Source organism: Pseudomonas sp. D1HM, assembly GCF_019266105.1.
GTDB classification, from domain to species: Bacteria; Pseudomonadota; Gammaproteobacteria; order Pseudomonadales; family Pseudomonadaceae; genus Aquipseudomonas; species Aquipseudomonas taetrolens.
The window spans coordinates 106,569-125,852 of record NZ_LRMN01000019.1 but is presented as its reverse complement, the minus strand read 5'-3'; the positions used below and the strand labels follow the sequence as shown (position 1 = coordinate 125,852).

19 protein-coding genes are annotated in these 19,284 nt (G+C 56.9%); 5 read left to right on the top strand and 14 right to left on the bottom strand.

Features of this window, described 5'->3' with window-relative positions:
• Positions 1–33: 33 nt before the first annotated feature.
• The 9 genes from msrQ to mrcB all read right to left on the bottom strand — a co-directional run bounded on the left by msrQ (position 34) and on the right by mrcB (position 9,833).
• Positions 34–648: a protein-methionine-sulfoxide reductase heme-binding subunit MsrQ gene (msrQ, locus tag AWM69_RS18790; RefSeq protein WP_218727937.1), complete on the bottom strand. Its 615-nt coding sequence runs from the start codon at positions 646–648 to the stop codon at positions 34–36.
• The gene (msrP, locus tag AWM69_RS18785; RefSeq protein WP_218727935.1) at positions 648–1,661 is read right to left on the bottom strand and encodes a protein-methionine-sulfoxide reductase catalytic subunit MsrP; all 1,014 of its coding nucleotides are present in this window, start codon (positions 1,659–1,661) and stop codon (positions 648–650) included. The genes msrQ and msrP overlap by 1 nt, the downstream gene beginning before the upstream one ends.
• Before the next feature lie 69 nt (positions 1,662–1,730).
• Positions 1,731–2,582 (bottom strand): CDP-diacylglycerol--serine O-phosphatidyltransferase, encoded by an 852-nt coding sequence (gene pssA, locus AWM69_RS18780; protein WP_131654993.1) that lies wholly within the window; start codon positions 2,580–2,582, stop codon positions 1,731–1,733.
• Between the two features lie 144 nt (positions 2,583–2,726).
• The gene (gene ilvC / locus AWM69_RS18775) at positions 2,727–3,743 is read right to left on the bottom strand and encodes a ketol-acid reductoisomerase (RefSeq protein ID WP_048383755.1); all 1,017 of its coding nucleotides are present in this window, start codon (positions 3,741–3,743) and stop codon (positions 2,727–2,729) included.
• Positions 3,744–3,792: 49 nt separating this feature from the next.
• A complete protein-coding gene (gene ilvN, locus AWM69_RS18770; protein ID WP_018609360.1) occupies positions 3,793–4,284 on the bottom strand; it encodes an acetolactate synthase small subunit in 492 nt (163 codons plus the stop codon).
• 2 nt (positions 4,285–4,286) lie between these two features.
• Positions 4,287–6,011, bottom strand: coding sequence for an acetolactate synthase 3 large subunit (locus AWM69_RS18765; protein WP_048383774.1), 1,725 nt, complete (start codon positions 6,009–6,011; stop codon positions 4,287–4,289).
• 408 nt (positions 6,012–6,419) lie between these two features.
• Positions 6,420–6,749 carry a YqcC family protein gene (locus tag AWM69_RS18760; RefSeq protein WP_131655003.1) on the bottom strand — a complete coding sequence of 110 codons (330 nt, stop codon included), beginning with the start codon at positions 6,747–6,749 and terminating at the stop codon, positions 6,420–6,422.
• 5 nt (positions 6,750–6,754) lie between these two features.
• Complete coding sequence (locus AWM69_RS18755) at positions 6,755–7,492, bottom strand: tetratricopeptide repeat protein (protein WP_218727933.1); 738 nt, start codon at positions 7,490–7,492, stop codon at positions 6,755–6,757.
• 16 nt (positions 7,493–7,508) lie between these two features.
• Entirely contained in the window at positions 7,509–9,833 is a 2,325-nt protein-coding gene (mrcB, locus tag AWM69_RS18750; protein WP_131654991.1) for a penicillin-binding protein 1B, read from the bottom strand.
• A 117-nt stretch (positions 9,834–9,950) separates the two neighbouring features.
• Here mrcB and AWM69_RS18745 point away from each other — a divergent pair, with 117 nt between their 5' ends.
• Both AWM69_RS18745 and AWM69_RS18740 read left to right on the top strand, forming a co-directional pair.
• The gene (locus AWM69_RS18745; RefSeq protein WP_131654990.1) at positions 9,951–11,507 is read left to right on the top strand and encodes a bifunctional aminoglycoside phosphotransferase/ATP-binding protein; all 1,557 of its coding nucleotides are present in this window, start codon (positions 9,951–9,953) and stop codon (positions 11,505–11,507) included.
• A gap of 302 nt (positions 11,508–11,809) precedes the next feature.
• The gene (locus AWM69_RS18740; RefSeq protein ID WP_131654989.1) at positions 11,810–12,082 is read left to right on the top strand and encodes a TfoX/Sxy family protein; all 273 of its coding nucleotides are present in this window, start codon (positions 11,810–11,812) and stop codon (positions 12,080–12,082) included.
• Positions 12,083–12,317: 235 nt separating this feature from the next.
• On the opposite strand, the gene AWM69_RS18735 is transcribed toward AWM69_RS18740, so the two are convergent.
• Genes AWM69_RS18735 through AWM69_RS18725 form a run of 3 tightly spaced genes read right to left on the bottom strand, consistent with a single transcriptional unit; the run spans position 12,318 to position 14,994 of the window.
• Positions 12,318–13,085 carry a heme ABC transporter ATP-binding protein gene (locus AWM69_RS18735; protein ID WP_218727931.1) on the bottom strand — a complete coding sequence of 256 codons (768 nt, stop codon included), beginning with the start codon at positions 13,083–13,085 and terminating at the stop codon, positions 12,318–12,320.
• Positions 13,085–14,068 carry an iron ABC transporter permease gene (locus tag AWM69_RS18730; protein WP_218727941.1) on the bottom strand — a complete coding sequence of 328 codons (984 nt, stop codon included), beginning with the start codon at positions 14,066–14,068 and terminating at the stop codon, positions 13,085–13,087. The genes AWM69_RS18735 and AWM69_RS18730 overlap by 1 nt, the downstream gene beginning before the upstream one ends.
• Positions 14,069–14,118: 50 nt before the next feature.
• Positions 14,119–14,994, bottom strand: a complete 876-nt coding sequence (locus AWM69_RS18725; protein WP_218727929.1) for a hemin ABC transporter substrate-binding protein — start codon at positions 14,992–14,994, stop codon at positions 14,119–14,121.
• A 172-nt stretch (positions 14,995–15,166) separates the two neighbouring features.
• Here AWM69_RS18725 and AWM69_RS18720 point away from each other — a divergent pair, with 172 nt between their 5' ends.
• Entirely contained in the window at positions 15,167–15,505 is a 339-nt protein-coding gene (locus tag AWM69_RS18720; protein ID WP_218727927.1) for a Rieske (2Fe-2S) protein, read from the top strand.
• Here the strand turns inward: AWM69_RS18720 and sfsA are convergent.
• Together sfsA and AWM69_RS18710 are read right to left on the bottom strand one after the other, a co-directional pair.
• Positions 15,488–16,195: a DNA/RNA nuclease SfsA gene (sfsA, locus tag AWM69_RS18715; RefSeq protein WP_218727925.1), complete on the bottom strand. Its 708-nt coding sequence runs from the start codon at positions 16,193–16,195 to the stop codon at positions 15,488–15,490. The genes AWM69_RS18720 and sfsA overlap by 18 nt on opposite strands.
• Positions 16,195–17,367 carry a pyridoxal phosphate-dependent aminotransferase gene (locus AWM69_RS18710; protein ID WP_218727924.1) on the bottom strand — a complete coding sequence of 391 codons (1,173 nt, stop codon included), beginning with the start codon at positions 17,365–17,367 and terminating at the stop codon, positions 16,195–16,197. Before AWM69_RS18710 ends, sfsA begins: the two co-directional genes overlap by 1 nt.
• A gap of 322 nt (positions 17,368–17,689) precedes the next feature.
• Here AWM69_RS18710 and dksA point away from each other — a divergent pair, with 322 nt between their 5' ends.
• Positions 17,690–18,130: an RNA polymerase-binding protein DksA gene (gene dksA, locus AWM69_RS18705; RefSeq protein ID WP_003439669.1), complete on the top strand. Its 441-nt coding sequence runs from the start codon at positions 17,690–17,692 to the stop codon at positions 18,128–18,130.
• A 187-nt stretch (positions 18,131–18,317) separates the two neighbouring features.
• A complete protein-coding gene (gluQRS, locus tag AWM69_RS18700) occupies positions 18,318–19,214 on the top strand; it encodes a tRNA glutamyl-Q(34) synthetase GluQRS (RefSeq protein ID WP_131654982.1) in 897 nt (298 codons plus the stop codon).
• The last annotated feature ends 70 nt before the right edge of the window (positions 19,215–19,284 follow it).

Sequence of the window (19,284 nt, the reverse complement as noted above, 5' to 3'; positions counted from 1 at the left end):
CGTAGAATTTTGGAGTCAAGGGTTAATTCCCTTTTAAGTGGCTGGACCAGTTTTCTTCTTATATATACGCGGGACCCTGCGCATCACCGCCGGGATCCGGAACAGCATAAGGCACGCACCTGCAGCTGCGTAGATCGACCACTCTTTGAGGTCAGCTCGAACAATCCAGAGCATATGCAGCAACCCCAGCCCCAAAACCACATACGCCAAGCGATGGAGCTTCTTCCAGCGCGCTCCCAGCCACCGCTGACTGTAGCGATTGGAGGTCAGCGCCAAGACAAACAAACACAAGAAGCCCAAGCTGCCGACAATGATGTAAGGCCGCTTGCGTAATTCCACCCCCAGCTGCGACCAATCGAATCCCAGCACAAATGCCAAGTAGGCACACAGATGCAGCACAACATAAGCAAAACACCACAGCCCTATCTGACGGCGAACGACTATCCAGCCCGGCCAACCCGTCAGCTTTTGCAGCGGCGTCATACAAAGAGTGACCAACAGCAGGATTAGCGTCCCCAGCCCAAGCCGGTCGAGCAAGACCTTCCCCGGATCCGGCCCCAGAGCAAAACTCCAGGCTTCATAAAGCCAAAACAGGGGCCACACGGCAATCGTGACAAAGACACCAATACGCCAGGCAGCAAATCGCATTAATAGTTCTTCCGCAGATCGAGGCCACTATATAAAGAAGCAACCTCGTCCTCGTAACCATTGAACATCCGGGTTTCACGGACATTAGGACTGAACAGGCCGCTAGGCAGGCGTCGCTCACGCGCTTGAGTCCAGCGCGGATGGTCCACCTCAGGATTAACATTGGCGTAAAACCCGTACTCATCAGCGGCAATGCCCTGCCATGTCGTTTTCGGCTGATCCTCGACCAGGCTGATTCGCACAATGGATTTCACACTTTTGAAGCCGTACTTCCACGGAACAACCAGGCGCAAGGGCGCACCATTCTGATTCGGCAACTCGCGCCCATACATCCCCACCGCCAATATTGCCAATGGGTTCATCGCCTCATCGAGCCGCAAACCTTCCACATAAGGCCAGTCAATCAGTGCAAAACCCGAGCGCTGCCCCGGCATCACCTTCGGATCCTGCAATGTTTCAAAACGTATGAATTTGGCCTTGGAGGTAGGTTCTACTTGCTTGAGCAGTGCCGACAAAGGAAACCCTATCCAGGGAATGACCATTGACCAGGCCTCGACGCAGCGCAGACGGTAAATCCGCTCCTCTAACTGGTAAGGCTTCATGAAATCTTCAAGCGCATAACGCCCAGGCTTGCCGACCTCTCCGTCTACCACAATACTCCAGGGCTCCGTCTTCATCCCACCCGCGTTCTGCGCCGGGTCGCCCTTGTCCGTACCAAATTCGTAGAAGTTGTTGTAATGCGTCGCGTCTTTGAAAGGCGTGATGGCCTCGCCTTGCACAGTGACTGCCTGCCATTGGGTCTGCGGGAGTTTCTCTACAAACCACTGCGGCGCCTTGCCCGGTTCAACATCGGCATAGCGGGCGGCTACATCAGCATTTGCCCACGGCGCAAGTACGCCCATAGCCAAGCCACCGAGCGAACTGCCCAGCAGTGCACGGCGAGATAGATAGAAGGATTCAGGCGTGACGTCCGACTCTTTGGAGTCGGACGCTTTGGGCAGCTTGATGAGCATGACAACTCCGCAGCATTGGAGGACTGATGCACCAATAGACTACGGAGTTCGGGAGAAATTACATCAACCTTACGCTTTGTTGCGGCGCAGACGCAGTAAGTACTGGACTGGCCCCGATGCCGCATACACCAGAAATGCCAGCAGCAAAATGCGTGGAGGATCACTGAATACCACTGCAAACACCAAAACTACGGCCAGGATCGCAACAAAAGGAACACGTCCCTTCAAGTCCAGCTCTTTGAAACTGTTGTACTTGATATTACTGACCATCAACATGCCAGCCGCCGCCACCAATAAGGCAACCAGGAAGGACATTTTCGACCCCTGGATCCCGAAATCACTGAATGCCCAGACAATACCAGCCACTACACCCGCAGCAGCCGGGCTGGCCAGACCAATGAAGTAACGCTTGTCTGCAGTTCCGACCTGAGTGTTAAAACGCGCCAGGCGCAAAGCCGCGCCAGCCACATAGATAAAGGCCACCATCCAGCCAACCTTACCCATATCACCCAGCGCCCAGCCAAATGCCAGCAATGCAGGCGCTACGCCAAAGGCCACCATGTCCGACAGGGAGTCATACTCCGCGCCAAAGGCACTTTCGGTGTTCGTCATACGGGCTACACGACCATCAAGGCCATCCAGCACCATCGCAACAAAAATCGCGATGGCCGCAAACGCAAAGTACTTGCTGGCTCCAGCAGCATCACCCGCACTTAGCGCACTCTGGGCGCTCATAGAGTTGATGATGGAATAAAAACCGGCGAACAGGTTCGCGGTGGTGAAAAGGTTCGGCAGCAGATAGATACCACGGTGCCGGACTTTGCGACCTTCGGCGTCATGCCCTTCTTCGACATGCTCATCGATAGGCAGCAGGCTATCGGCGTCAGAGGCCTGTTTTGGCTCTTCGGGACGTTCGCTCATGGACATTACCTTGCAACGATATGGAAAGTTTCGATAGAAGCTTGGGGCCAACCTTCACCCACAAACGATCCTGCTTTATACCAGAAGCGGCCGCTTAAACGAAAAAACGCGGCCAGGGCCGCGTTTTTTCTATTCGCAATGAACTTAGTTCTTTGCTTTGTCGACGATTTTGTTAGCGCCGATCCAAGGCATCATCGAGCGCAGTTGCTCGCCGATGACTTCAATACCGTGAGCGGCGTTGTTACGACGCTTGGCGGTCATCGACGGGTAGCCAGTAGCCCCTTCGCTGATGAACATTTTGGCGTACTCGCCGTCCTGAATGCGCTTCAATGCATTGCGCATGGCCTGACGGGATTCGGCGTTGATCACTTCAGGGCCGGTAACGTATTCACCGTACTCAGCGTTGTTGGAGATCGAATAGTTCATGTTGGCGATACCGCCTTCGTACATGAGGTCAACGATCAACTTCAGCTCGTGCAAGCACTCGAAGTAAGCCATTTCTGGCGCGTAGCCTGCTTCAACCAGTGTTTCAAAACCGGCTTTTACCAGCTCTACAGTACCGCCACACAGAACAGCCTGCTCGCCGAACAGGTCGGTTTCAGTCTCGTCCTTGAACGTGGTTTCGATGATGCCGGTACGACCGCCACCCACGCCGGCTGCGTAAGACAGTGCTACGTTTTTGGCGTTGCCCGACGCATCCTGATAGATAGCGATGAGATCAGGAATACCGCCGCCCTTTACGAACTCGGAACGCACGGTGTGGCCCGGTGCTTTTGGCGCGATCATGATCACGTCGAGGTCAGCACGTGGAACAACCTGGTTGTAGTGGATCGCGAAACCGTGGGAGAACGCCAGGGTGGCGCCCTTCTTGATGTTCGGCTCAACTTCGTTTTTGTACAGTGCCGACTGGAACTCGTCCGGAGTCAGGATCATGACCAGGTCGGCAGCAGCAACAGCGCTGGCAACATCAGTCACTTTCAGGCCATGAGCTTCAGCTTTGGCGACAGTGGCCGAACCTTTACGCAGACCAACAGTAACGTCCACGCCAGAATCTTTAAGGTTGCAGGCTTGTGCGTGGCCCTGGGAGCCGTAACCGATAATGGCTACTTTTTTGCCCTGGATGATCGAAAGGTCGCAGTCTTTGTCGTAATAAACTTTCATGATTTTCCCTTATATCCAGGCCATTCCGGCCATTTACTAATTGTTAGATTTAGATGCTGAGTACTTTGTCGCCACGGGCAATCCCGGTGACGCCACTGCGAACCGTTTCAAGAATCGATGCGGTACCAATCGACTGGATGAAACTGTCGAGCTTGTCACTGGTTCCTGTCAATTGCACGGTGTACACACTGGCGCTGACATCGACGATCTGCCCGCGAAAAATATCCGTGGTGCGTTTGATCTCTGCGCGCTGGGCACCCGTAGCCTTGACCTTGACCAACATCAGTTCGCGCTCAATGTGAGCACTCTCCGACAAGTCGACCAGCTTGACCACTTCAATCAGCTTGTTCAGGTTTTTGGTGATCTGCTCGATGATCTCATCGTGCCCCACCGTGGTCAGCGTCAATCGCGACAAGGTCGGATCTTCCGTTGGCGCAACCGTCAGGCTTTCGATGTTGTAGTTACGTTGCGAAAAAAGACCGACAACGCGAGACAAGGCACCCGGTTCGTTTTCAAGAAGCAAAGAAATAATGTGCCGCATGATTAAGTACGCTCCGTCTTGCTCAGCCACATGTCGCGCATGGAGCCATCTTTGATCTGCATCGGGTAAACGTGCTCACTGGTATCGACCTGAATATCCAGGAAGACCAGGCGATCTTTCATGGCAAAGGCCTCTTCCATCTTGGGCTTCAGGTCTTTCAGATCGGTGATCCGAATGCCTACGTGTCCATAAGCCTCAGCCAGCTTGACGAAGTCAGGCAACGACTCCATGTAGGAGTGCGAGTGACGGCTGCCGTAGTTCATGTCCTGCCACTGGCGAACCATCCCCAGAACACCATTGTTCAGGCTGATGATTTTTACCGGCAGGTCATACTGCAAACACGTCGACAGCTCCTGAATGTTCATCTGAATGCTGCCCTCGCCCGTCACGCAAGCAACGTCAGCGTCAGGGAAGCTCAGTTTTACACCCATCGCAGCCGGGAAACCAAAGCCCATCGTGCCCAGGCCACCCGAGTTGATCCAGCGATTAGGCTTGTTGAAGCGGTAGTACTGAGCCGCAAACATTTGGTGCTGACCCACATCGGACGTTACGAATGCATCGCCCTTGGTCACTTCGCAAAGCATCTCGATCACAGCTTGAGGCTTGATTTTGCTGCCGTCGCCCTTGTCATAAGGGAACAGGCCGCGATCGCCGCGCCACTCATCGATTTGCTTCCACCAGCTGGCAACAGATTCCGCATTCGGAGTCTCGCCAATCTCCTTGAGGATCGCGACCATTTCGGTCATCACGCTCTCTACAGGACCGACAATTGGCACGTCTGCCTTGATGGTCTTGGAGATGGAGGCCGGGTCGATATCAACATGGATGATCTTGGCATTCGGACAGAACTTGGATGGGCCGTTGATTACACGGTCATCGAAACGCGCACCGACTGCCAGAATCACATCAGCGTTATGCATGGCCATGTTGGCGGTGAAGCTGCCGTGCATGCCCAGCATCCCGACAAACTGACGGTCCGTGCCAGGGTATGCACCCAGGCCCATCAACGTATTGGTCACCGGTACATTGAGCATTTTCGCCAGTTCGGTCAGCGGTGCAGAACCGCCGCCCAAAATAACGCCACCGCCTGCGTACAGAACAGGACGCTTGGCTGCCAGAAGCATCTCTGCCGCTTTGCGAATTTGACCAGAGTGGCCACGAACGGCCGGGCTGTAGGAGCGCAGCTTGGCTTTTTTCGGGAAAACGTATTCGAACTTCTCGGCCGGGTTGGTCATATCCTTCGGGATATCAACCACCACCGGGCCCGGACGACCGGATTGCGCGAGGTAGAAGGCCTTTTTCATGACCTCCGGGATTTCCGAAGCATGCTTGATCATAAAGCTGTGCTTAACGATGGGCCGGGAGATACCGATCATGTCGGTTTCCTGGAACGCATCGGTTCCGACCATAGTGCTAGGCACCTGGCCAGAAATGATCACCATCGGAATGGAGTCCATGTAGGCAGTAGCGATACCGGTAATGGCGTTGGTAGCACCCGGCCCGGAAGTGACCAGTACTACACCGGCTTTACCGGTGGCACGGGCATAACCGTCAGCCATATGGGTTGCAGCCTGTTCGTGGCGAACCAGGATGTGGGTAACGTCCGGCTCTTTGAACAGTGCGTCGTAGACATGCAGCAGAGCACCACCCGGGTACCCGTAGATATATTTGACACCTTCGTCACGCAAGAAGCGGACGAGCATCTCACCGCCAGATAAAAGCTCCACGTTGTTCACCTCTAAAACGCCAGAATACCGTCCACAAAAAAGCGAACGGGTCTTAATAGGTTTACTTTTCAGCAGAGCATGAGCGACGGTGGTCGCCGACTACGTCAGCACTGACTGAGCAAGTATTGGGAGCTCCCCAAGTATTGCGGGGTTTTCCCACCCAGCGCGAGGTAACGCGTTGCGGGTGTAACAAGTCGGCGCGGGTATGCGCCTCATGGTCTGCTGAGAGGGTCTGCTTCTGGCAGTCCCTCTACAGCGGACTTTCGATTCTTCTCATTAGGCTCGCCCAAGTCAAGTCATCTGTTCGCTTTATTCAACATAAGCGTATGAGAACTCACAAGAAAACGTGCCATCAGGGTTTTTTTCGAGAAAGAGAATCACTGCCAGCGCAAACTGGCAGTCAATACATCAGGCAGACGTGCTGATCAGAAGGTCAAAATCTTTGAAATGCTTGAGCAAAGGTTTCCAGTTGCCTCGACGCTGCCCGAAGACATGACCGGCCATCTCCGCGATTCCGGAAACACTGGGCAGTGGCTGTCCCTGCTCGATGAGCAGCTTCATCTTTGGCAAGAAGATCCACTGCACCCACTCTTCAAACTCCAGCCTGTCGACACTGAAGGGTTCCGTACTGGCCAAGGCGTCCGCCCCGGGGACTGCATCACTCCACAGACCCTGGATCCGCATCTCGTGCTCTATCAGCAATAAATGATCGGCAATTGCCGGGATACGCGGATCCATTGCCATTACAACCTCACCTTGGCTTTTTGACGAGCGGCAGCCGCACCCGCTGCATCACCTTGTTTTTCACGTGCTTGGGCAATCACTTCCCACAAGCTGGCTTGCAGGTCCGGACGACCGTTGGCAAAGGTCAGGCCACGACGGGCAAACTGCTCCGCCTGAGCGGCATCGCCCTGAGCCATGCGTACCTGCGCCAGACGATAAAGCACCTGGGGTTCACGGGGTGCGACTCGCTGCGCTCGCTCAAGGCTTGACGAAGCGCCGTTCAAGTCGCCACTGGATTGCTGCTGCTGAGCGGTGGTAAGCAAAGCCAGGACCGGCCCGTCCAACTGCTCGTCAGCAGACAGTCCACCGCTGCTCGATGGAATGCCGCTTGGCATGACAGGCGCGGGGGCGCGGTAAGTGCTGCTCGGCGTGTAGCTGCCCGTACTGATTGGCGCAGCCGCCGGACCCGGCGTTATAGGCCCGGGTGTGAAAGGCTCACTGCTGATCGGCGTGGAGACCGCTGCACCGCCCCCCGGAATCATGACCACCACACCCGAGTCTTCTGTAATCGATTGCGTTTGTGCGGCACGCGGCGCGGTGGCTTGTGGGTAATTCCCCGCCGTACGCTGTGCCGATACACGCTCATTGTTCGACACTGGAACACCAGAATCTACCACCGGGATCGACCCTTGAGGCACACTGGCGCAACCATTGAGCAAAGCCAGGGCTGAAACAGCCGGAATCCACCACTTATTCACGTCAAACCCTCTTTGCTTAATTCAACCAGCCCTTGACCCAATCCATCACGGCTTCGCCGGTTGCGGGTGCTTGCGCATCACAATTGGCGCCCGCTGGTGGCTCACTGCCGCGAATATACGGCATCTGAACGGCACCCGGGCAGCTGGCATCAGATCCTTGCCCTGTGTGCGGGTCAATCCAGGCCTGAACAATGTTGTCTGGTTGTGGCATATCCAGCGGCAACGGATCGGCTTTGTTCATAAAGCTGGTCCACACCTGCAAGGCGCCGGTAGCGCCGGTGAAGGGGGTCTTGCCATTGTCATCGCGCCCCAGCCACACCACTGCCAGCAAGTCTTGGCTAAAACCTGCAAACCAACTGTCGCGCGAGTCATTACTGGTACCGGTTTTACCGGCCAATGCGAGATTTCTTGGCAACACGTTATAGACCGAGCGCCCCGTCCCCTCACGCATAACATGCTGCATCGCGTTCTGGATCAGATAGATCGAACCCGGGTCAAAGCGCTGCTGAATCTGGAAAGGATAGCGCTTGAGCGGCTCACCTTCTGCCGTCAGTACGCTGCGAATACCCCGCATCGGGGTATTGAAGCCACCGTTGGCCAAGGTTTGATACATCGTCGCCACTTCGATCGGGCTCAATGCACCCGCCCCCAGCAACATGGACGGGAACGCCGGGAATTCACGCTCAACCCCGAGACGGGCCAACGTTTTAAGCACGTTCGGAACACCCACTTGCTGCCCCAACCTTACGGTTCCGAGGTTGTAGGAGTTCATCATCGACTGATACAGAAAGACCGTACCGTGGGATCGACGATCATAGTTTTGCGGCTTCCAGATCTGGCCATCAGCACCTTTGATCGACAGCGGATCATCTGACAGCCAACTGGTCAGCGTGTATTGGCTTGGTCGCTCAAGTGCCGTCAAATACACCGCCGGCTTGATCAACGAACCAATTGGCCGCACCGCATCCAGTGCACGGTTAAAGCCTGCATACCCTGGCAAACGACTACCGATAAGCGCTTGAACCTCACCGGTTTCAGGGTTGGTCACCACCATCGCTGCTTCAACGGCATCCGAGCCCTTGCGCCCGGCCAGTCGCTTGAAGGTTTCTCCAACGGCCGCTTCAGACTTCATTTGCAGGATAGGATCGAGGCTGGTGAAAATCCGCAACCCTTCCTCGGTCAAGTCTTCGTCACGATAGTCTTCACGCAACTGACGCTTGACCAAATCCAGAAAAACCGGGAACGAACTGTCCGCCAGACTCCCGCGCTTGGTCACGCCCAATGGCATTTTCTTTGCTGCAGCCACTTGCTCGGCCGTTGCCACACCTTGCTGTTCCAGCAAGTCCAGCACCAGGTTCCGGCGCACAAGTGCGCGCTCGGGGTGACGTCGAGGGTTATAAGCGGAAGGACCTTTGACCATCCCGACCAGCAATGCCACCTGATGCAACTTGAGCTCAGACAACGGCTGGCTAAAGAAGAACTGACTGGCGAGGCCGAAGCCGTGGACGGCACGTTGACCGTCCTGGCCAACAAACACTTCATTGAGATAGGCCTCAAGGATTTCACGCTTGTCGTAGTGCAGTTCCAGCAGCAACGCCATCATTGCTTCGGTCAACTTGCGACTCAGGCTGCGCTCGTTGGTCAGGTAGAAGTTTTTGACCAACTGCTGGGTCAGGGTACTGCCCCCCTGACGCATTTGTCCGGAAGAGGTGTTGACCCACATGGCGCGCATGATCGACTTGGGCGAAACGCCAAAGTGATGATAGAAATCGCGGTCTTCCACTGTCACCAGTGTTTCTAGCAAGAATGGCGGCGCCTGATCCAGATTGATCAGGATGCGGTCTTCGAGGTTTTTCGGGTACAAGCCACCAATCAGCAATGGCTCCAGCCGTACGACCGGTAACTTGGAACCATTGGTCGATGTCAGCTCGGCGACATAATCGCCGGAAAAGCGCACGCGCACCGGTTGTGCCTGTTCAGCACCTTCATAAAATTGGAAGCCGCGGGTATTGAGCGCAACGGTATTGCCGTTGACGGATGCCGCGCCCGGGCCACTGACCGCGCTTTCACGACGATATCCCAGGGCATCAAGTTCTGTGAGGAAGTCGCTCTTGCTCAGCTTTTGGCCGACGAACAGCTCAAGCGGCCTGGCATAGACCTTGGCCGGAATGGTCCAGCGCTTGCCGGAGAACTTCTCCTGCACGATGGCATCCAGGTAGACGGCAAAACCTGCCAGCACCACCAGACCGACCAGACTGAGCTTAAGTGCCCAGCCCAGCCAGGGCCGAAAGCCGCCGGAAGGACGTTTGGAACGGGAACGAGGGGATTGAGTACGAGTCATGGCGCAAGATTATACGCACTTTGTTCACGTTCATCATGCGCAGTCCGGCGGTTTGCACTACCGCTGCCAGCCGCCATAATGGCGGCCATGAATTTTCCAGACCTTGAAGGATCAACTGTGAGCCAGAACTTGATTGCCGCCCTGCAAAACCCGGACCTCTACCCTCATGAAGTCGATGGGTTTCAGGTGATAGAGACGCATATCTCCTGGGTCATCCTGACCGGCCCTTACGCTTACAAATTAAAGAAACCGGTCAATTTCGGTTTCCTTGATTTCACCGAGCTCAGTGGTCGCGAGCACTTCTGCAATGAAGAACTGCGTCTTAACCAGCGTCTGACCGAAGGCCTGTATCTCGAAGTATTGCCCATCACCGGCACTGCCGATGCCCCCGTACTGGGTGGCGAAGGTCCGGCCATCGAATACGTGCTGAAAATGCGTCAGTTCCCGCAAAGCCAGTTGCTGAGCACGCTGCAGGCTAATGGCGAATTGAACACAGCCCATATCGATGAAATGGCTCAGCAAATCGCCCGCTTCCATGCCAACGCCCCGCAAGTCCCTCAAGAGCACCACCAGGGAACCCCGGAAGCCGTCATGGAACCGGTACGCCAGAACTTCGAGCAAATTCGTCCTTTCCTTTCGGACAAAGCCGACCTGCTGCAACTCGAAGCGCTGCAAGCCTGGGCAGAGGCGAGCTTTACCCGGCTTAAGCCACTGTTCGAACAGCGCAAGGCTGAAGGCTTTATCCGGGAATGCCACGGGGATATTCACCTGGGCAACGCCACGATCATCGACGGCAAGGTCGTCATTTTCGATTGCATCGAATTCAACGAACCTTTCCGCTTCACCGATGTTTATGCCGACACCGCTTTTCTGGCGATGGACCTTGAAGACCGCGGCCTGAAGTCGCTGGCTCGACGCTTTATCAGCCAGTACCTGGAGCTGACCGGTGATTACCAGGGGCTTGAGTTGCTGAACTTCTATAAAGCCTACCGTGCGCTGGTTCGCGCCAAGGTCAGCCTGTTCAGCATGCCTACCGAGGCCAGCCCCGTTCAGCGCGCGGCAACCCTGCGCCAATACCGCAACTACGCCAATCTGGCAGAGAGCTATAGCACCATTCCTTCACGCTTCCTGAGCATCACCCACGGCGTATCAGCTGTAGGCAAAAGCTCGGTAGCCATGCGACTGGTTGAATCCCTCGGCGCAATTCGCTTGCGCTCGGATGTGGTACGCAAGCAATTGTTTGGTGAGCAGACGGCGGATAACAGCCTGGGGGGCGGCATTTATAATGCTGACGCCAGCGTTGTGACCTACAAAAAACTGCACGAAATGGCAGGCACCGTACTGCGTGCGGGCTTCCCCGTCGTAATTGATGCCACTTACCTCAAGCGCGAACAACGCGATGCTGCAGCCAAAGTGGCCGAGGCCACGGGTGTGCCTTGCCTGATTCTTGATTGCACCGCGCCAGACGCTGTCATCGAAGGCTGGCTGGCTCACCGCCAAGCCATTGGCTCTGATCCATCGGATGCCACCCTCGAAGTCGTCAAGGCTCAGCAGGCCAGTCGTGAAGCCCTGGGGGCCGATGAGGTTTTGCACAGCAAGCGTGTTGAAACGCATAACAGTAAAAGCCTGGACACTCTGATCGCTGATATCCGTCAGCGTTTGCCGGGGTTGTAAGCATAAGCAGGTCGTGGAACCGCCCTGGTTTCACGACCCGCTCCCACCGTACCCGACAAATACGACACATGATCCAGATGCCCCCATCGTTGCCTGCCCAATGTGGCCACTGACCAAAAACGCTCTACCCTCTCGCCTTTAAGCTTTTTCAAGCACGCGCTGACAACCGGCGAACGCTTTTGGTCTACGCTCCTTGTTCCAAAAGCGACTAACGCACTGCGATTTTCCTATCCGGCGCTACACTCGTATTAGACCCGCTTCGTCCAATAAACGCTGAGCTCACGCCGTCGCAAGGAGCGCTGATGAACGATGAACTCCAGCACTTGAAGAATCTGGGAAAGACATCTGCGCAGTGGCTGCATGCGGTAGGCATTCATAGCGCCTCGGATTTGAAACGCCTCGGCGCAGTCGATGCTTACAGAGCCGTCAAGGCCCGTGGTTTCAGAGCTTCTAAAGTGCTGCTTTATGCAATAGAGGGCGCCCTGCTGGATGTTCACTGGAACGATATTCCAGCTGAACGTAAAGAAGCACTGAACCAGCAGGTCAACAACTTATCGACGTCTCTGAAGGGCTGAAACGACTATTTACAATGGATGTGATGAAAGGCAGAAAACAGCTGTTGACTTGGAAATGAGAATTGTTATGATTACGCCATCTGGTCGCGAGACCAGCCGATCTTCTGGAAGGCCCTTGGTTCGGACTCTCAGAAAATCTCCTCATCAGGCTAATCACGGTTATTTGACCCGGCTCTTGCCGGGTCTTTTTTTGCCTGCTCTAAAGTGCCGGGCAGCAGGCATCTGGCGCAATCATTCAGCGCGCAATAATCAGCGGATGGCCCAGCTCCGGATGCGGCTGCACCAATACATCCAGCCCAAACACGGCCTTCAACACACCCGGCTGCAATACTGTTTGCGGACACCCGAGCGCTCGTGGACGCCCCTTTTCGAGCAACAACAGTCGGTCGCAGTACCGCGCAGCCAGGTTCAGGTCATGCAGGATGATCAACACCGCAGCGCCCCGATCCGCAAACGCACGAATGGCCTTTAACGTCGTATGTTGATGCAAAGGGTCAAGCATGGAGGTCGGCTCATCGAGCAGCAGCGTTTGCCCGTCCTGACCCGGCCACAATTGCGCAAGTACCCGAGCCAAATGCACCCTCTGGCGCTCGCCACCGGACAGCGCCAGATAACTGCGCCCCGTCAAATGTTCGACATCGGCCGCTTGCAAGGCTGCGTGAATGATCTCTGCATCACGCACACGGCCGGTCTGATGGGGCAAGCGGCCCATGCCGACCACCTCTTCAACCCGAAAGGCGAAATCCAGGGTCGAGGTTTGTGGAAGAACGGCAAGGCGCTGCGCTCGCTGCACACCCGTCCATTGGCCTAATGCTTGCTCATCCAGCCAGACCTGGCCCTCGCTCGGCGCCAGCTCGCCGCAGAGTGCCGCCAAAAGTGTGCTTTTACCCGCACCATTGGGACCCAGCACACCCAGCACTTCGCCAGGACGAACCTCCAGACTGACCCCCGCCAGCACGACGTTGCGATCGCGGCGAATCTGCAGGTTTTCCGTTCGCAGCATCAGTGTCGGCCTCGCAGCAGAAGATAAAGGAAGAACGGCGCCCCCAGAAAAGCGGTCACGATGCCGATAGGCAGCTCAGCGGGCGCCAGGGCCAACCGCGCGATCAGGTCGGCGAATAACAGCAAGGACGCGCCAGCCAGTACGGAAGCGGGTAGCAGCACCCGATGGTCGGGCCCCGCCAGCAATCGCACCAGATGCGGGACCACCAGACCGATGAAACCGATCATCCCGGCAGCCGCGACTGCGGCCCCCACGCCCAGGGCTGTGCAAAACACCAATTCGCGCTTGAGGCCCTCAACATTGATCCCCAAATGACTGGCTTCCGACTCACCCAGGAGCAGCGCATTGAGTGCATTCGCCCGTCGGGGCAACCACAACGCTACGCCTGCCGTGACAATCAGCAGTGGCCAAAGTCGGGCATAACTGGCGCCATTCAGACTGCCCAGATTCCAGAACGTCAGCGTGCGCAAGGTCGCGTCATCAGCCAGATACGTGAATAACCCCACCGCCGAACCGGCTAATGCCGTCAGCGCAATCCCTGCCAGCAGCATCACGGCAACATGGGTCTGCCCATTACGGCGCCCCAATCGATACACCAGCGCCGTCACACCCAATCCACCCAGAAACGCACATAAGGAGAGCACGTACGGCCCAAGAAAATCTGGCAAGCCGCCCAATGCGGCCCCGCCGACAATCGCGATTGCCGCCCCTAATGCCGCGCCGCTGGACACACCGACCAATCCGGGATCGGCCAGCGGGTTACGGAAAAGCCCCTGCATCGCCACGCCCGACAGTGCCAGAACGCCGCCGACCGCCAACCCCAGCAACGTCCGGGGCAAACGAATCTGCCCCAGAATCAGCTCGGCCTGCTCCAGCCCCTCGCCTTTGACCGGCAGGCCGACCAAGCGTAAGGCAGCCCGCAAGGTGTCAAATAACGGCAGGCTCACCGGCCCCAGCGCCAGCGATAACCAGGTCGCCAACAGGCACAGCGCCGTCAGGCTGATAAATAAGGTACGGGGTTTGACCTTGGTTCTCATTCGCTGACCGGGACCGAAGGGTAAAACTCAGCCGTCAGTCGCTTCCAGCTGGCCGGCAAACGCGGCCCCAGCCCCCCCACCAACAACGTAGGGTCCAGTTCGAATACTCGAGCGTTTTTGGCTGCGCGTGTGGAAGCCAGGATCGGGTTTTCCTTCATCAACGCTTCACGTGCGGCCTCCCCCGTCAGGCTGCGATCCGAAAACACCAGGACCTCAGGATTCAAACCTGCCAGCGCTTCCACCGAAAATGGCTTGTAGCCCGTATGGGTTGCAAGGTTACGGCCACCGGCCTGCGTTAACAGCCAGTCCGCCGCCGTGTCCTTGCCGGCAATCAATGGTTTGCCGCCGGCATGGCCCAACAGCAACAACACTTCAGGCGCCGGGTGCGCGGCTTGTGCTCGCATGACCCGCTGCTGGTGCTGTTCCAGTTGCTGGCGATAATCCTCCAACACCTGCGCGGCTTTATCCTCTTCACCCAACAGACGCCCCAAGTGCGTGAGTGTAGTTTCAAGGCTTGCCACATCAGGATTCGCAGAGAACACCTCAACCGGCACACCCGCGCCGCGAATCTGCGTCAATACGGTGGGTGGCCCCATCTCTTGCGTGCCAATCAGAATGTCCGGTTTCAGGCTCAGAATCCCTTCAGCAGACAGCTGACGCTGATACCCGATGCTGGGCAATGCCTTAAGTGATTCAGGGTGCTGGCTGGTGGTATCGACCCCAACCAATTTAGACTCCGCGCCCAGGACAGTGACCCACTCAGAGAGCGCTCCGCCCGCACTGACCCAACGTTGCGGCAATTCGCCAGCCAGGCCGACATGACTGATCACAAGACCTGCACAGAGCGTTATCAGGCGGGTACTCAGGCGCATACAGGGCGTTCCTTGAAAAGAGGGCTCGGCAGGACAGGTTAAATCCCGCACCATAAAACAACACATCACAGGGCATCCGGCCATTTGATAATTGTTTGCATTTGCACGTCAACCTCTTAACCCGCTCTGAAACAACCGTCTCCCCACATGCGGTCGCTATTTAAGGATTGAAATGAAGTTCCTATGCCCCTCAGAAGCGCTGTCCGAAGGCTGCAGCCGTGGTTTCGAATACGCGGGGCTTCGTGTGTTCGCGGTTCGACGAGAAGGCCGGGTATACGCCTACCAAAACCGCTGCCCCCATCGGGGCGTCCCACTGGAATGGCAACCGGACCAGTTTCTAGACGCCAGCGCCAGCCTCATCCAGTGCGCCACCCACGGCGCGCTGTTTTTGATTGAAACCGGGGAATGTGTTGCCGGACCTTGCGCCGGGCAATCACTGACGGCCCTTGCCTGCCAAGAAGACAGCCAAGGTGTCTGGTTTATGCCTGAAACCTCAGATGATGACCTCTAAACGACGATCGACCACCACTGCATCAGCGTTCAGGCTCACACCATAGGCCAGCACCTGTACCCCGGCAGCCATGGCATCGCGCAAGGCTGCGGCATACCCCGGGTCGATTTCTTCGGCCGGGCGCACGGCGTCGACCTCCGTGAGATTGACGCAATACAACTGCACCGCCCGCACGCCATCCCGAGCCAGGCTCGCCAGCTCCCGCAAATGTTTGGCGCCACGCTGGGTCACGGCATCCGGAAAGGCCGCCACACGCGACCCATCAAACCCCAGGGTGACGCTTTTGACCTCCACGAAAGCAAAACCTTCGGGGTATTCCAGGCGAAAATCAATCCGGCTGTTTTCCTGCCCGTACGCCACTTCTCGCTTGAGGGCGGTAAAGCCGTTCAATTCAGTGATCACCCCGGCCAGCAGGGCTTCCTCGATCAAACGATTGGCGCGCCCGGTGTTCACGCACGCCAATCGACCTTGCGGGGTTTCACTGATCTCCCAGGTGCCGGGCAACTTGCGCTTTGGGTCATTGGAACGACTGAACCAGACTTGCCCGCCCTCGACCATGCAATTGAGCATTGAGCCGGTGTTCGGACAGTGGATTGTCATCAGTTCCCCTGTCACGGTTTCGATGTCGGCCAAAAAACGCTTGTAGCGCTTCAGCAAACGCCCTTCTTCCAGCACAGGCAAAAACTGCATCAGTTGCTCCAGCTCTTGAGCCCGCGGGCGATTCGCTCAACAGCCTCCTGCAACCGTGGCAGACTTTGCGTGTAGGCAAAGCGCACATGGTGCCCGGACTGAAAGCGACCGAAATCCAGGCCCGGGGTAAAGGCGATGTGTTCCGTTTCAAGAAAATGCCGACAAAAATCAAAGGCATCACCGCCAAAAGCACTGATGTCGGCATACAGGTAAAACGCGCCTTCCGGCTCCACCGCAATACCGAAGCCCAGCTCACGCAAGGCGGGTAACAGGAAATCCCGACGGCGCCCAAATTCGGCCCGGCGCTCTTCAAGAATGGCCAGCGTCTGCGGCTCGAAGCAGGCTAACGCGGCGTACTGGGCCATGCTGGGAGCGCTGATATAGAGGTTCTGCGCGAGTTTCTCCAGGTCGGCCACCGCCTCAGGTGGCGCCACCAGCCAACCCAGGCGCCAGCCTGTCATGCCGAAATACTTGGAGAAACTATTGAGCACAAAGGCGCTGTCATCGACTTCCAGCACACTGGCCGCATCGCAGCCGTATGTCAGGCCGTGATAAATCTCGTCCACCACTAAATGCCCGTTGCGCGCCTTGACCGCGGCCGACAGTGCCGCCAACTCGTCGCGGGTCAGAATCGTACCGGTCGGATTAGCCGGAGATGCCACCAACGCCCCAACGCTGTCCTGGTTCCAGTGGCGCTCGACCAGTTCGGCAGTCAGTTGGTAACGCACATCGGGCCCCACGGGCACCAACTGCGCGGCACCTTCAACCAAGCGTAAGAAATGCCTGTTACAAGGGTAGCCCGGATCTGCAAGTAACCAGTGCTTTCCAGGATCGACCAGCAAGCTGCTGGCTAAAAGCAGAGCCCCGGAACCTCCGGGCGTGATCAGAATACGGGAAGGGTCAATGTTCAACCCGTAGCGGTCACGGTAAAAGCCCGAGATCGCCTCGCGCAGTTCAGGCAAGCCGCGAGCCGCGGTATAGCGGGTCTTTCCGGCAGCCAGTGCCGCCTGACCCGCAGCAATGATCGGCTCAGCAGTGGTGAAGTCCGGCTCACCGATTTCCAGGTGAATCACATCATGCCCCGCCGCCTGGAGCTCGTTGGCACGCGCCAGCAACGCCATCACGTGAAACGGTTCGATCGCGCGGCTGCGCGCACTGTATGACTGAGCCATGAGCCTGCCTTCCTGGGTAAGCAAAAGGCCGATTCTACCCAAGCAAGGCCCTAAGGGAGAGCGAATTACTGTCTTAAGCGGCTGCCCAGTAGAACCAAACGGCGCAAGCGCCCGTCATAGCTCGACTAGAATTATTAATCAGCCACTAATCTCAAGGATCACAGGCTCTGCGTACAACCACTGACAGCGAGCTAGACAACCGGGAGTAGCGCGGCCCGATTTGATCTGGTAAGTTCGCCCGCTTGCAGCCGCAGGGCCGGCAGGTGTCGGTGATGTTGCAATCCTGCGCAATGGATTAGAAGAATGAGAGGCGGTCCATTTCATGCCCACACAAGCAAAGCAACAGAATAGTCAACTTAGCGGGTTCGAACCCTACGTTGAAAAGAAAGGCGAAGAGTACATGGGCGAGCCCATGCGCAAGCACTTCACCAAAATTCTGCAAAAGTGGAAACAGGACTTGATGCAGGAAGTCGACCGCACCGTTGATCATATGAAAGACGAAGCGGCAAACTTTCCTGACCCGGCCGACCGCGCCAGCCAGGAAGAAGAATTCAGCCTGGAACTGCGTGCTCGTGATCGCGAGCGCAAGCTGATCAAGAAAATCGACAAGACGCTGCAACTGATCGAAGACGAAGAATACGGCTGGTGCGAATCCTGCGGCGTTGAAATCGGTATCCGTCGACTCGAGGCCCGTCCTACTGCCGACATGTGCGTAGACTGCAAAACCTTGGCTGAAATCAAGGAAAAACAAGTCGGCAAATAATCGCCGGTTTGATCGAATGGGGCGTGCGAACGCCCCATTTTTGTTTCTGAAGTTTGGTCACCCGCTCTGTAGCCGCTGCCGTAGGCAACGCTAAGAACCGAAGGGTCTACAAAGTATCGGGGTTACTGCATCTGCGTAGCGCACCACCCTCATCGCAGCTTGCGGTAGCGGTTACAGGATTTATGTCATGACGGTTTCCTCCAACCCTTCGTACATCGGGCGCTTCGCCCCAACGCCCAGTGGCCACTTGCATTTTGGCTCGTTGGTCGCCGCCCTCGCCTCTTATCTTGATGCCCGTGCAGTGGGCGGCCGCTGGTTGCTGCGCATGGAAGACCTCGATCCGCCGCGGGAAATGCCCGGTGCCCAGGCCGCGATTCTCGAGACCCTTGAGCGCTATGGTTTTGAATGGGATGGCGAGCTGGTTCGCCAGAGCGACCGACACGCTGCTTACGCCGAAGTGCTGGATCGACTGTTCAGCCTGGGGCTGGCTTACGCCTGCACCTGTTCGCGCAAGCAACTGGAGGGATACAACGGCATTTACCCGGGGCTGTGCCGAAACGCGGGCCATTCGATGGACAATGCCGCCATACGCCTGCGCGTTCCCGAATTGACCTATGCCTTCGAAGACCGGGTGCAGGGTGAGTATCGACAGCATCTGGGTCGGGAGGTGGGGGATTTTGTGATTCGCCGCCGCGACGGCCTGTATGCCTATCAATTGGCCGTGGTGCTGGATGATGCCTGGCAGGGAGTGACGGATATCGTGCGCGGGGCCGATTTGCTCGACTCCACTGCGCGTCAGCTCTATCTGCAAGAACTGCTGGGATTGTCGCAGCCCCGTTATCTGCATGTGCCGCTGATCGTGCAACCCGATGGCCACAAGCTCGGAAAATCCTACCGCTCGCCGCCCCTGACACCCGATCAGGCCACACCGTTACTGCTTCGTGCCCTGCGCACATTGGGCCAGGTCACCGATGACTGCCTGAATGATGCCACCCCGCGTGAAGTCCTCGATTGGGCGATCACGCACTGGGACGCTAACCTTATCCCGCGTACGCTGACCCTGGCCGAAGCGCAATTACGCTGACAGCCCTTGCAGGTTGCCAGCCATCCGTTACCATCGCCGCACGTTTTTGGGCATGCGGCCTGTAAAAGTG

What these genes read in the sequence shown, in the direction of transcription:
- msrQ (WP_218727937.1), bottom strand. Translation starts at nt 648, where the DNA reads ATGCGATTTGCTGCCTGGCGTATTGGTGTCTTTGTCACGATTGCCGTG.
- msrP (WP_218727935.1), bottom strand. Translation starts at nt 1,661, where the DNA reads ATGCTCATCAAGCTGCCCAAAGCGTCCGACTCCAAAGAGTCGGACGTC.
- pssA (WP_131654993.1), bottom strand. Translation starts at nt 2,582, where the DNA reads ATGAGCGAACGTCCCGAAGAGCCAAAACAGGCCTCTGACGCCGATAGC.
- ilvC (WP_048383755.1), bottom strand. Translation starts at nt 3,743, where the DNA reads ATGAAAGTTTATTACGACAAAGACTGCGACCTTTCGATCATCCAGGGC.
- ilvN (WP_018609360.1), bottom strand. Translation starts at nt 4,284, where the DNA reads ATGCGGCACATTATTTCTTTGCTTCTTGAAAACGAACCGGGTGCCTTG.
- AWM69_RS18760 (WP_131655003.1), bottom strand. Translation starts at nt 6,749, where the DNA reads ATGGATCCGCGTATCCCGGCAATTGCCGATCATTTATTGCTGATAGAG.
- mrcB (WP_131654991.1), bottom strand. Translation starts at nt 9,833, where the DNA reads ATGACTCGTACTCAATCCCCTCGTTCCCGTTCCAAACGTCCTTCCGGC.
- AWM69_RS18740 (WP_131654989.1), top strand. Translation starts at nt 11,810, where the DNA reads ATGAACGATGAACTCCAGCACTTGAAGAATCTGGGAAAGACATCTGCG.
- AWM69_RS18735 (WP_218727931.1), bottom strand. Translation starts at nt 13,085, where the DNA reads ATGCTGCGAACGGAAAACCTGCAGATTCGCCGCGATCGCAACGTCGTG.
- AWM69_RS18725 (WP_218727929.1), bottom strand. Translation starts at nt 14,994, where the DNA reads ATGCGCCTGAGTACCCGCCTGATAACGCTCTGTGCAGGTCTTGTGATC.
- AWM69_RS18720 (WP_218727927.1), top strand. Translation starts at nt 15,167, where the DNA reads ATGAAGTTCCTATGCCCCTCAGAAGCGCTGTCCGAAGGCTGCAGCCGT.
- sfsA (WP_218727925.1), bottom strand. Translation starts at nt 16,195, where the DNA reads ATGCAGTTTTTGCCTGTGCTGGAAGAAGGGCGTTTGCTGAAGCGCTAC.
- AWM69_RS18710 (WP_218727924.1), bottom strand. Translation starts at nt 17,367, where the DNA reads ATGGCTCAGTCATACAGTGCGCGCAGCCGCGCGATCGAACCGTTTCAC.
- dksA (WP_003439669.1), top strand. Translation starts at nt 17,690, where the DNA reads ATGCCCACACAAGCAAAGCAACAGAATAGTCAACTTAGCGGGTTCGAA.
- gluQRS (WP_131654982.1), top strand. Translation starts at nt 18,318, where the DNA reads ATGACGGTTTCCTCCAACCCTTCGTACATCGGGCGCTTCGCCCCAACG.